The sequence below is a fragment of the Nostoc sp. genome, assembly GCF_036917315.1.
Classification (GTDB): domain Bacteria; phylum Cyanobacteriota; class Cyanobacteriia; order Cyanobacteriales; family Nostocaceae; genus Nostoc.
This window is the reverse complement of sequence record NZ_JBALDR010000048.1, coordinates 232,183-244,571: the sequence shown is the minus strand read 5'-3', so window position 1 is coordinate 244,571 and position 12,389 is coordinate 232,183. Positions and strand designations below refer to the sequence as shown.

General features: G+C 40.0%; 9 protein-coding genes and 1 pseudogene. All 10 read right to left on the bottom strand.

Annotated elements, in window-relative coordinates; translation table 11 throughout:
* Positions 1–72 precede the first annotated feature (72 nt).
* On the bottom strand, positions 73–1,221 hold the full coding sequence (locus V7K84_RS22345; protein WP_334841259.1) for a hypothetical protein: 1,149 nt from the start codon (positions 1,219–1,221) through the stop codon (positions 73–75).
* 15 nt (positions 1,222–1,236) lie between these two features.
* A complete protein-coding gene (locus V7K84_RS22340) occupies positions 1,237–2,325 on the bottom strand; it encodes an amidohydrolase family protein (RefSeq protein WP_334841257.1) in 1,089 nt (362 codons plus the stop codon).
* Positions 2,326–2,354: 29 nt separating this feature from the next.
* Positions 2,355–3,275 (bottom strand): peptidoglycan-binding domain-containing protein, encoded by a 921-nt coding sequence (locus V7K84_RS22335; protein WP_334841255.1) that lies wholly within the window; start codon positions 3,273–3,275, stop codon positions 2,355–2,357.
* Positions 3,276–3,356: 81 nt separating this feature from the next.
* The gene (locus V7K84_RS22330; RefSeq protein ID WP_334841254.1) at positions 3,357–4,295 is read right to left on the bottom strand and encodes a glycoside hydrolase family 25 protein; all 939 of its coding nucleotides are present in this window, start codon (positions 4,293–4,295) and stop codon (positions 3,357–3,359) included.
* Between the two features lie 131 nt (positions 4,296–4,426).
* The gene (locus V7K84_RS22325; protein ID WP_334841252.1) at positions 4,427–4,696 is read right to left on the bottom strand and encodes a hypothetical protein; all 270 of its coding nucleotides are present in this window, start codon (positions 4,694–4,696) and stop codon (positions 4,427–4,429) included.
* Between the two features lie 372 nt (positions 4,697–5,068).
* Positions 5,069–7,375 carry a TOMM precursor leader peptide-binding protein gene (locus V7K84_RS22320; protein WP_334841251.1) on the bottom strand — a complete coding sequence of 769 codons (2,307 nt, stop codon included), beginning with the start codon at positions 7,373–7,375 and terminating at the stop codon, positions 5,069–5,071.
* A gap of 490 nt (positions 7,376–7,865) precedes the next feature.
* Complete coding sequence (locus V7K84_RS22315) at positions 7,866–8,627, bottom strand: hypothetical protein (protein WP_334841250.1); 762 nt, start codon at positions 8,625–8,627, stop codon at positions 7,866–7,868.
* A gap of 161 nt (positions 8,628–8,788) precedes the next feature.
* A complete protein-coding gene (locus V7K84_RS22310) occupies positions 8,789–9,823 on the bottom strand; it encodes a methyltransferase (RefSeq protein WP_334841249.1) in 1,035 nt (344 codons plus the stop codon).
* Between the two features lie 453 nt (positions 9,824–10,276).
* Positions 10,277–11,156 (bottom strand): annotated as a pseudogene (locus V7K84_RS22305) (SDR family oxidoreductase).
* A gap of 191 nt (positions 11,157–11,347) precedes the next feature.
* The gene (locus V7K84_RS22300) at positions 11,348–12,379 is read right to left on the bottom strand and encodes a sucrase ferredoxin (protein ID WP_334841247.1); all 1,032 of its coding nucleotides are present in this window, start codon (positions 12,377–12,379) and stop codon (positions 11,348–11,350) included.
* Positions 12,380–12,389: the final 10 nt, after the last annotated feature.

Genomic DNA, 12,389 nt, shown 5'->3' with positions numbered 1-12,389 from the left:
AAAATACTGGATTTTTTCTACAGGCTTTCCAGTATTTTATCATTGTGCATAAATTTTCAGCTATATTTTTAATTAGCTGGAACTGACCGGAATATAAGGATAAGGAGGTTTAAAATAATTCACATTTATCAAATAAACTTCCTGGCCAAATCGATTTATTCCCTTTTTATAAAAAGGAAATTCCCCTTCAATTACTGGTGCATCTGCCCATTTTTTTAGGTCACTTGGATCTAGCTGTTCTGAAGAAGGTATGGGAGGATAAGGCATGGCAACTTGATAAAGCATCCAAGGTGATTCCTGACTTGTAATTAATTCCTTGAATTGTCCTTGAAATATAGTCCAATCTACTTCTAAGCTGTAATTAAAGACTATTTCACCTGTACTAAGAATGGATTCACCAACTTGGTGGTATTTACCTTTTTCGTTACAATAATATGCCTGTCCCGAAGACAACAGAGACAACGTAATTCCTTGCCAAGCCCTACTAGTAGGCAAAATCAAAAATCTTGCCCTTGTGTCAGTCTCATAATCTGGAGCTTCTTGAGCTTTTAGTGGATCGTAAATTGTTTTATCCTCAGGAGTAGGGTTGTCAGGAGAAGAACTTCCTGCAAAAAGAAAAATTTCTCTAGCTATAAGACCATCCAAAATTTCAGAGCGAATCTTGTCCCACTCACCATTAGTAAAGTTATTCCAGTCATCATTTTTTTTCGCTTCCAAATAAGTCCACCAAGTTCTAGCAATTAATTGAGATAGCTTGCGACCCTGTAATATGACGCGCATTGATGGATAGAAATTACCTAGCTCAGTTTGATTTAGCTTAGTTTGATCAGAACTATCATTGCATAAGGTTTTAATAAAATCTTTTGGAAAAATAACTCCTGGGAAAGGTAAATATGAAGATAGCTTATTTTCAGCACCTTTTCTAGGATAATCTCTTAATTTTTCTATTGTCTCCTGATCTAATTCCAAAGAATCAAAACTATCGTTGTTGTTTTGTGGCGGCTTAGTATCTATTTCGTTTTCTGGCTGGTTAGTATCTATCGAATTTCTCTTTCGCGCTAATATGGTTGTCTTTATATTTTGACCTTTTCTCCTTGCTATTTCATCGTTTTTAGCAGGTTCGACCTTCAATATTTGGTAATAGGTATTCGCTTCATACCACTGTCCTGGATAAAGTGCATCTCCACTACCAAGGAATCTACTAGGGTTGATTTGATTCATTATCTTTTTCTCAATTTAAGATAAGTTGTAAAAACGACAAGGATTATCCCAAAGAATCTTTTGCACAGTTTCTTGCGATAATTTTTCCTCAAGCTTTACCATGTCTGCAACGATGTTCGGCTTGTGATCCATATGGGGATAGTCCGAACCAAAGATTAAATTGTCTGTGCCAATGTATTCGATCGCCTGAGCCAGTAATGGTTCTGAAGGCTCTATGGCAATAAAGCACTGGCGACGAAAATACTCTGATGGCTTGATTTTGACATTATCATGAATTGTATCCTCCCAAGCTAAATTTTCATACTCTTCATCTAGTCGCCACAGCCAGTAGGGAAGCCAGCCACAACCGGACTCTAGAAAAGCCACTTTCAGCTTTGGATGACGTTCTAATACCCCTCCTTCAATCAAGGCTAATAAAGCCATCATCTGTTCCATCGGATGAGAGCAAGCGTGGGTAGCAAAACGAGTGTTAAACCTTTCCGTACCTGTAGTTGGCAAACGACTGTGAGTCCCTTCGTGAATGCCTACTGCTATGCCTAATTGTTCGCATTCTGTCCAAAAAGGCTCGTAAGCAGAGTCGCTCAATAGTCTTCCTTTGATAGGGTTAGGGCGTAAAAACACCGCTTTCCAGCCAAAATCGACAATTCTATGCAACTCATGCACCATTGACTCTGGCGCGTGCAGATTAATTGCTCCTACCCCCTTCAATCTATCTGGAGCGTAACTGCAAAAGTCTTTTAACCAATTGTTGTAAGCGCGGGTAAAAGCGCCAGCAACTTCTGGTTGCATAGTATCGATCGCCCAAAGCCACAATCCATAAGTTGGATAAAGGAATGCCAGATCGATCCCCATCTGCACCATCTCTTGAACGTGAGACTCGACATTGTAGCTTTGGAAATAAGCATTAGGATGAGCTGACATCATCTGCTTATTGGCCTTATCTCGAACTTGTCTAGAGACTTTTTTTACAATGTCTTCCCCTTGAATTTTCATGTCTGCTGAGGGAGCAAACTGTTTAAATTCTGGTTCGAGATATTCAGTCCACATACTGGGAGGTTCAATAACGTGGGAATCAGCATCAATAATCAAATATCCTTCGAGCATAATCTGCTATCTCAGTTGCTTTAAAACTCTCACTCCCACTGAAATAGTTTCCTTAATTCATCCCCAGGAATAATTGTTGTCTGGAAGGTGTACTTATTATTTCTCAGATAGCGCTTATCCTGCTTGAGAATCTGCATAAATTCCTTATGACCTGCGCGAGTACGTCCAACAAGACAGCCTGCACTTGCATAAGAAATATCGTTACGACGATAGTCGAATCCCCAATGTTGGTCAATTTCAAATTTTCCCGTCTCGGTTTTATCGCCAGAGCGTATAGAATCTTTGTTTTTGTCTCGATAGACTGTAATTGGTTGTACCTGAACTAGTGCTTCATGAGGGTCTGAACCACTACCGTGATGAATGCCCACTTGCCAAGATTTATACTGTCCAAAAGCAATACGTGCTGCTCCACCTCCACTCGAACTCATTGGATTTTCCGTGTAGTAAGCACCTGGTTCGGTTGTTCCTTCCCATTTACCTCTAATAATCGGTTTACCATCAATAATTTCTAGTATCATCCGCAAATCATTGAAACAGTTCGGAGCATCATTGTTTAACTTACCATCGGGATCTAAGCCTTCAACATAGACAATGTTGTATTTATTCGCTTCAGTAGCAATCCGGTATCCTTTTGATTGCATATACTTAATAATACTACTAGCTAAGTCATTACTTAGATTTAATTTAGGTTGAGGTAAGTCATTGGGTGATGTTTGTAGTAATTTGCTGGCTGCTTCTTTACCCAAGAAGTTTTTCTCTGGGCAATTGAAAGTTTCTTCAAATTCGATTAATGCATCCGTGGAAAGGGGACCAAAGCTGCCGTCAGCAGGTGGTTCCAAAAATTTCAACGAAATTAGCACCTTTTGGATATCTTGGGCTAATTCTTTGTCAGCTGCGATCGCATCAAAGCCATATTTCTGGTCGAGGGTAGCAAAGTCTTGGAGTTTCATAATTAAAAAGCCTGGTTAATAAGTTGGTAGATCATGTAGATACATCTAGGATGATTTAGTGGCTAGGTAAAAATTATAAGTTTATGCAATCAACGAATCTTTAACAAATGCAACTAAATCGTCAAACGAGCTATTAAAGCGATTTCTGTCAACAAAGCCATTGACACCTGCGACAGTACCACTTTCTGTATACTGCCAAATAGTCCATCCTTTTCCACCCCAATTGTTAGCTGGAACAGTTGGTTCAGGTTTATCTGTATAGTGAGCTAACCACAAAGGATAATTGATAAAAGCTTGCGAGTCTTCCATATATTCATCCCAAAAGCTAGGACTGGTGTAGATTATCGGTTTACGACCAGTGGCTGACTCGACTTTATCCAACCATTGTTGGACAATATCAATTCGCTGATTCAGACTGACTTGTTGCCATTCCAAGGCAATTTTTTCTGGATAATGTTCGATATCTAAAACGGGCGGTAAATCACCTATTTCCAAATCTTGGATTTTTTTCAAAAAGTTGTCTGCTTGTAATTTGGGGTCTTTTAGTGGTCGAAAGAAATGATATGCACCCCGAATTAATCCGGCAGCTTTCATACTTTTCCAATGTTTTGCAAATTGACTATCTACGAAGGTTTCACCTTCAGTTGCTTTGGCAAATGCAAAGGAAATATCGCTGTTTTTGACTGTTTGCCAATCAATTGAGTCGCCATTATTGCTGTAAATATCGATACCGAGTTCATTCTGTCTCGCACCAACCAAAAAAACATCAACTGCATCGCTGCTAATTTGTTGTTGATTCGCATCTAACCCATTAGCAACTATCCGACGTTTACCCGCACGATTGAAGGGATAACTAATTGTCCAAGTACCGTCATAAACTCCTGTTTCTCCTAGTTTAAACTTATCATCTGCGAGTAACTCGACTTTAGTGACTCCATTATCGGATATACCTTGAAATGCGATCGCTTCACCGAGTTTTAGGTGAGAAAGATTAGTTGGGAGTGTGAATTTAATAGACATAAGATTTCTCCAATAGATGTCTTGATGCGTAATGAGTGAGGAATCAAAGCCAATATCTTTTTTGAATACGTCTGTAGTAACTACATCTAACAGTATCCTTATGAGTAAGTTTTTTGACTTTACAACGTTTTTCAACCTCGACCTATTACATTGAAATCTTTAGAAACAATACCAAGAGTAGCGAGTCCTCCAGCTGTCACATATTTACAGACCTGAACTAAAGGTGCTTGTTCACCACCAAACATACTAGGTGAGAATGCTACAAAGCCACTGAAGGAGAGGGTTATTGCAATCGTTGTGGTTTTCCAATTTTTAATAAATGCTGCTTGAATGGGTGAAGATATCGAATTTTCGATCGAATCTTGGGGTACTGGTGATGGTGATTTTGGTGATTGTGACACGTTTTACTTCCTGTTGTAATTCATTTTTTAGTTATATATTGCCTCAGCTTCAATACTTTCCATCTCTGCTGATTCAAATTCCAGACCCTCAGCCTCTACTGGAGTAAATTGTTCCAAAGCTTCGACTGTGTAGGTTGCCATGATTTTCTCGTTTCAGAATGTGATTTTTGTTGTTTAGAAGGTGTCGTTGAAGGAAAGTTGTCATTAAATAGGTTGAGAAATTATGCGTTGAGGAAAGTTTTCGTCTTCGCGTTTATTTCCACCTGATTTAATTTGATATTAGTTTTTTCTTAGTCTCTGAAACTCATAAAACTCATTCCAGGACTCATAGAAAAACTCATAAAAAATAACATCACTAACTCAAAGAGAACTTCACATCCACATGGGAAAAGAATTGAGTCGCTCTTCTGTAAGTGACTCTGACAACCAACCCATTTTCACTGGAACCTCATAAAGCCGTCCAAACGCTAACCTTTTCCACATATGGCGCATTCCCGGAACGATTACCTTGGCAACGTGAAGTCCAATATCGGGACGAGTCTGATCTAAAACCAGCATTTCTAAACCATTGTTCTCAACGATTTGTTGACACAGCTTGACATCTTCGAGTAAATCGTCACTTGCAACTTTGCGATAATCGCCACTGACTTTAGCAGCAATTCTCTCGCTTGGAACTAAATAAGGTTGATCGCTTAAAGTTGCGGTTTTCCACCAATCTACCGCCAAGCGATCGGCTGATGGAGGATATTGAGTACTTCCATCAGCTTTGGCAAATAAAACGTTGGGTAGAATTTGGTTAACTTCAGTCAAGGCTCGACTAATAGCAATCTTGGCATCGAAATGAGCGCCATAACCCAAAACAATATCTTCTACAGAGCGATCGCTTCTTCGAGTCACAGCAGCAAAAACTGGAATATTCAGATCGCTGGTAATATCTAAAACCCAAATTTCTCGATTAATAGTTTGATAATATTGTTTCAGGCTTTGAAAATAAGGCTCATCGAAACTATCTAAATCCACTTGCGGCTTTTGCAGAGAGTTATACCACCATAACGCAACAGCATCTCGCTCTACTAACTCCATAAACCCTTGCAGAATAGCTTCTTCAAGAGTATTACCCGCCGCACATCCATTAGAATCAGCCCAACAGTCGGGTTTATAGTCCGGTTGATAGCCATAATAACAGTAAGCCGTTGGCAGATACTTAAATTTCTGGTGGGTTAAAGACCAAACGGGAGTCCAGTCAATTTCTCTTTGTTCATCAAAAGGTTCAGGGACTTTTTGAAACCAACCTTGACACTCAACATTCCATTGCTCTCTATTCTGATATTGCTGTTGGCTGAAGTTCATACAAACATTGGGATGGATCGCCTTCTCTCCCATTTGTTGATAACTGCCTTTTTCTCTAATTTCATACCCTTGAAACACCCCAGAATATCGCTCGATCGCCTCGCAAAAACCACTAGCCATCGCTTGAGAGTCAGTCCTACCTTTCCCCGCACTTCTACCCCCCAAATTTTGGCGCAAACTAGCGCAATCGTCGAAAACACTGAGAAAATGATGTTTAGCGATGTAATTATGAGTTAATCCATTCCCAGGAATTTTATTTAGTTCTCGCACAACGCCCGTAATGGGGCTAATATGATGTTGATATTTCCTGAGAGTTTCTTGTGGCGAACAAATACGGTGTCCTCCATCGACAGTAAAGGTTTTCTGGCGGTGTTCTAAAACAACAGGTAGGGGGTTGTTAGTTAACCCATTTACCATCTCTGCACAGCTAGAACATTGAGGGCGCTTCACCCAGCGATGATTTTGAGTTTGCAGTGCGATCGCATCGTAAGCAATCAAATTGCTTTCTAATTGTTGATTTTCCCCTTGGACAATCCACTTAAACACCTCTGTGGCTACCATTCCTAAAGCGGTTTGTACTGTAGATGGCAAAAATCCTAAAGGAGGAGTTAAAGGGGAAGATATTTGCTTCTGTCTCTCAATAAACCCTTCAATCGGTCTATTCTCTCGCAAACGCTGGGCTAAACAGTTCCAACAACCTGTTTTCTGAGGATTAAATAAAGGGCCGATCCAGACTATTGTCCCTAACGGCTTAACAAGTATCCAAGGAGTTTGGGATTTTAAGGCTTGTTGATTGAACTTCTCTAGCTCAACATTGAGATAATCATCGGTTAAAACTACTGTCAAATCACCTGCATCTGCTACTTGAATTTGGAGAGACTCAAGCACAGCAATCAAGTCAGATGCAGCAACTGAACCTAATGCTTTTACTGCTACTTTAGTCGATCGCAATCTTTGATGGGCTACTGTGGGAGCAATATTAAGATGATGGCAGAAGATTTCTAAGTGCGATGGGAGAGAATTATCTTCTTGAATAAGATAGCCCTTTTGTTGCATTTGTAATAAAGCATATTGGGCTTTAATACTCACATTGAGAACTTCTTGGAAAAAAGTGGTAGCTGACTGTAAAGATTTTGGATCTTGCAGTAGCGACTGTTGAATGGTATCAATAATTTCGTCAATATTGCGATCGCCATCGATGAAAGTAGCTAAAGTATGAGAAAGATGATCGTTTAACCAGACTTTTTCTCTTTCTGACAAAAAAAAGATATTGTCTGCTTCTATAGTTTGAACAGAATAACAAGGATTGAATTGGATTTTAAGTTCCATTGAGCTTTATTAATTGTTTTTTTACTAATTAAAGTGTAATTTTAGTAGAGTTAACTTGTAGTTAATTTTTATTTGTTTATTTTATTATTTTTTAAAAATATGTTTATATGTATTTAGTAAATTTAGAAATCAAACTTTGGCACAATTAATGATAGTTGATAACTAAAATAGATTTCCGCTCATTGTATTTTAAGGGAATTTATAATGAATCTCAGGTAGCTTTTAAATTATTGTTACACAATTCTTATTAAAATCATTTCAAAAGCTCATATAAAAACTCATATAAAAACTCATAACTTTTTATAAAAAGCAATGGAATAGCTCACTTATTTTTATCAGTTAACTTTAGCTACTACCATCCTCATAGCCCTAAAACAGCATCAGTATGTTCAGCAGTATCTCTATTTGCTGCGCCAACAGTTGTTTAGCTTTAACCACCAAACCGTACCACAAATGATGGCTTGTTCGATGCAGATCGTGTGTGTACAAGTCAGTGAGAGGGGGATCTTTTTTTATATTCAAACTCCAACAAATTCAGCACTTTTCCTTCCAAATCGGTCAAATAAGCACGGTTCAGCTTCTCCAACGACTCCAAAAACCTCTGCACCGATTCCTCCAGTCCACTCGAATACACCCGATTGATGCGTAGGCGTAGCCCACCGCAGGCATCGCATATCTCCCGCATCTGCTCACACTCGGCAGGCAGGTAATTGTAAGATTTGAAGTGCTGCAAACCAACGGTGTACCCTCCATCCCAGAGTTTTACAGTGCAGCTGAAATCATTCACCTGATTAACGATGCCCCAGCAGCCACCCTTACCTCTGAGTTCTGGGTTGTCTTTTGCAAGGATCTGACAGACTTCGCCGATTTGGTAGGTATTGGGTACTTGGGTTCGCTCCATGATGCGCTGCACAACATCTTTCACGATTCTCCCAGTTGGCATTTTCCCGCCAGCAAGTTCTACTGCCTTTAGCCACACTTCCTGCTGTTCCTGGGGTTCAAGCTTTGTCATTGGTCGAACTTGCCCCTCTGCTGTCGGCAAAATGTCCACAACAACTGCTGCATCAACTAGCTGGTAATAACAGGAATGATTGTAGCCAAACCTGTCTAAACAGTACCGATCAAAGGTTTTGTGCGTGAAGCGGTACAATCTGCGATCGCGTAATTCTATTAAAGCTTTGCCTGCTTCAAAAAACGCCCGCTCCACTTTCCTCTCCAAGTGCAAGCGATCGCTTTGCTCCTCTTGGATCAACTCTGTTACTTCAACAGCACTAACTGTAATTGTTGCTGAAGCGGGATCTACTTGCTGGGAGATATCCTTTAGCGCTGCCCAGATATTCCACTTTTCGTGGGCGATCGCCAGCCAAAAGATTTGTCTGCACTACCTCTTGCTGTTTTTTAGTCCCGTCGAGTTCAGCTTGTTTTAACTCCCTCAATAATACAGAATTCCGTTTTTGTTGAGACAATTTTGGTAAGTTTGAACCCGGCAGATTCAAATAAGTCTCTGAACTCGGCTTCAGTGCGTTCCCGTCCCTCAGAGCACATCACCAACATATGGACATCTACAAACTTGCTTATAACAAACTCGTTTCCGGTAGGCATTATGCGTTCGATCGCTAACAATCGTCCTTGTTCTTTCATGGCTTGATGACAGCGCTTAAGAATGGCGATCGCCCGCTCCCGATCCCAGAGATGAATAACTTCCATAAGTAAGTAAGCATCTCCACCTTTCGGGACAGCCTCGAAAAAGCTACCCCCAATCAGTTGACAGCGATTGCTAACAGATGTTAGATGAGGTGAATTTTTGGCTTCATCGATCGCTTTTGGAAGTTCAAACAATACCCCTGTCATCATGGGGTGAGTTTTGAGGATAGCGGCAAGCATATTACCTGTGCCACCACCAACGTCAACCAATTTTCCAATTGACGAAAAATCATAAGCCTCCAACAATCTATCGGATGTCTCTTCTAATATAGGGACAGCAGTATGAAACAATTTTCTGGCGACAGGATTTTGCTCGTAGTACTCAAACAAATCTATACAATACAAATGCTCAAAGGCACTTTTCCCAGTCTCCACGCTATACATCAAATTTTCCCAAGGTCTATAATAGTACTCCTCACCCCGCAAGATTGCCTGATTTCGTATTGAGTCAGGAACGTTACTCTGCAAGCAATCTGCTAATGGGGTTAACTCAAAGCATCGGGATTGTATCTCTGCAAAAATTCCGATCCCAGCAAGAGCGCGTAACACTCGATAAAGAGAATCGCTGTGGGTATTTGTTGCCGCAGCTAAAGCATCGCAGTGCTGTGAACCGTCTTTGAGCAAATCAGCAATGCCAAGTTTTGCAACAACATAAATACACCGTGAAACGCAGTAGGCAGATACCCACTGTCCCATAGTTAACGGAGATTGAGTCTTGCTAGGATTAAATTCTGATAAAACCATGATTTTTACCTAAATTCCTGACGTGTTGGTATTTTGAAAGCACTCAATAACGAATTTCCCCGACCTTCAAGTATTCATCTAAGAGGATGTCTGAGAAGTATCAAATATTTCTTGATCCCCCCTAACCCACGCCAGTCGCTCATGGGGGAAACCCCCATCGCGCAGCGTCTCGTAGAGAAGACCGCGCTGGCTCCCCTTAAAAAAGGGGGGAATAAGAGTCTTAAAGTCCCCCTTTTTAAGGGGGATTTAGGGGGATCTCCAAGGGTTAGATGTATAGAAAAAAACTTTTCAGACATCCTCTAAACCGCGTCTATCTTCAAAACCGTAGCGTTTTTGGTAATGAGGGTAAAGTTCATAACTCAAGCCATGACAGAATAATATACTCTCTTTAAAAACTCTAGACTTGAAAATAAACGGGATTTAGATAAGATAAGGAGATCGAAAAATTGCTGTTCAATTTTGATTTTCTAACTTCCATCTTTTTAAAATTAATGCATCGAAACTCCGATCTGGCAGGAATTTTTTAAGTATCAAATCAAGCATTAGATAAATCTGAGAGTTGGACAAGAAATAGCGTGTTTTAGGTTTGCTAGCTTCTAGAGCCTCTAGAATTATATCTGCAACTTGTTCAGGTAGCAGTCCTGTGCGATTCGATCTAATCAAACCCTCTACAAAAAATTTATAGGCATCGCCATACATAGTTTTAGCTTCAGGTGACATTTGGGCAAAGTTTTTCTGAAAGCTTTCTTCTACTTTATTTGGTGTTGCTGAAGCAATTGAACCAGGTTCAACCAGAATTACTTCAATCTTCCAAGGATCTAATTCCATTCTTAAGGCGTCTGTAAATGCCTCCAATGCAAACTTGGAAGCAGACAAAGCAGAGGTAAATGGCCCGGTAATTTTGCCACCTATTGAGCCAATATTAGCTATTCGACCCCTGGCTTTTCGGATTAATGGTTAAGAATTCCTGTGTAACAGCTATCTGTCCGAAAACATTGACTTCAAATTGCCATCTGAGGTCGTCAATTGCAATATACTCCATCGGGCCGTCTACTAACAGACCTGCGTTATTCACCAATCCAATTAGTCCCCGATCGCCAACAGCTTTTGAGACAATATCTGCGGCAAATTTAATCTCTTCTGCTTTTGTAACATCCATCAAGATTGGTGTCAAACTCTTAGATGCATAACGTTTGAGTGATTCAGCATCTTCTTCTTTACGTACTGTAGCAAAGACAGAATATCCTTTTTGATCGAGTAATAGTGCTGCTGCTCGACCGACACCTGTGGATGTTCCTGTAATCAGTACAGCACCTTTTTCGCTCTGAACCATTGTTTTGACCTTCACTATTGGTAGGAGACTTACTGCAAGATAAAAATTCAAAAATAACTATCCTAAAATTTAGAGAAGAGATAATTATTGAATAGTGTTTTTTGACTTATATTTTGCGGGAATACTTGAATTCTATAAATGTTAATATAAGTGCAATTAACTGCAATCATTGTAGAATGTTGGAATTAGTATTACTCAACCTTGATTAAATGGCTAACGCAATACTGTTTTACTGCTTCTAACTCCATCTCTTTTTTTGAGCCAAGCGCACTCATAACTTCACCACAAACTTCAACTCTGGCTTCATAAGCACCTGATGTACTGCCATCTGAAGCAGCAAAACCAATACGCACATTAGCCCAATTAGGATCATGCTCTTCATTCATTTCCTCTTTTGCCAGCACTTCGCCACTTTTCAAGTAGTCGAGCCAAGTCCAACCCAATTGCATCCAGATTTCACGCTCGGCAATTTGCTCAAATTTAGTTAAACCTGTCCATCCGCGATAGAACTGACGCAAGCCTAAAACTGAATCATTTCTATTTACTAGTAAATCAAGGACTTCTGGTTCTAAATGTCCCCACAAGCATCCTTGGGGTAAATCAACTAAGGTTGGAGCAAACTGATGACCGCCAAAGTGAGTTGTTTGCCATATTCTTAACTTTCCATTGGAGACTGGAGCGTATTCCTTACGTAATCGTCGATATATAGAAGTGCCAAATTTCCCACAGGCGATATCTACTTGACCATGAGTGCAAACCATAAGCTCCCGAATGTGACTTGTTTGTTGCTGATAGTGCTGAAATTTTGATAAATCGTTGGGCTGTTGTATCAACTGTTTCATAATTGCGGTTACTAGAGCATTTGCTTCCTCCTGTGGAACGACAAACTCTTGCTTCTCAAACTGAGAAAAGAGTTTTGCAGGACGATAGTAGTACAGCACGCGGGTAAAACCAGGATAAGAGTACTCGCGATCGGGAGCAATTAGTATTGGTCTTAAGTTAATTCCATGCTTGACAATGACCTTTTGGAAATCGTTTATCAATGCCTTGATTGTTGGATTTTCCTGAAAAATTTCTTGAGGCCAAGGTTGGGGAATTTCCATAATCAACCAATGGTCACAAGTACCTGCTGTACCAATTGGATCTTCTTGATTAGCTTTAGAAATGAGCGAACAGAAACGACAATTTGCAAGGGAAAGTTGATCGGTTTGTTGGGTTTGCATATTTTTAAGT

What these genes read in the sequence shown, in the direction of transcription:
- V7K84_RS22345 (WP_334841259.1), bottom strand. Translation starts at nt 1,221, where the DNA reads ATGAATCAAATCAACCCTAGTAGATTCCTTGGTAGTGGAGATGCACTT.
- V7K84_RS22330 (WP_334841254.1), bottom strand. Translation starts at nt 4,295, where the DNA reads ATGTCTATTAAATTCACACTCCCAACTAATCTTTCTCACCTAAAACTC.
- V7K84_RS22310 (WP_334841249.1), bottom strand. Translation starts at nt 9,823, where the DNA reads ATGGTTTTATCAGAATTTAATCCTAGCAAGACTCAATCTCCGTTAACT.
- V7K84_RS22320 (WP_334841251.1), bottom strand. Translation starts at nt 7,375, where the DNA reads ATGGAACTTAAAATCCAATTCAATCCTTGTTATTCTGTTCAAACTATA.
- V7K84_RS22335 (WP_334841255.1), bottom strand. Translation starts at nt 3,275, where the DNA reads ATGAAACTCCAAGACTTTGCTACCCTCGACCAGAAATATGGCTTTGAT.
- V7K84_RS22300 (WP_334841247.1), bottom strand. Translation starts at nt 12,379, where the DNA reads ATGCAAACCCAACAAACCGATCAACTTTCCCTTGCAAATTGTCGTTTC.
- V7K84_RS22340 (WP_334841257.1), bottom strand. Translation starts at nt 2,325, where the DNA reads ATGCTCGAAGGATATTTGATTATTGATGCTGATTCCCACGTTATTGAA.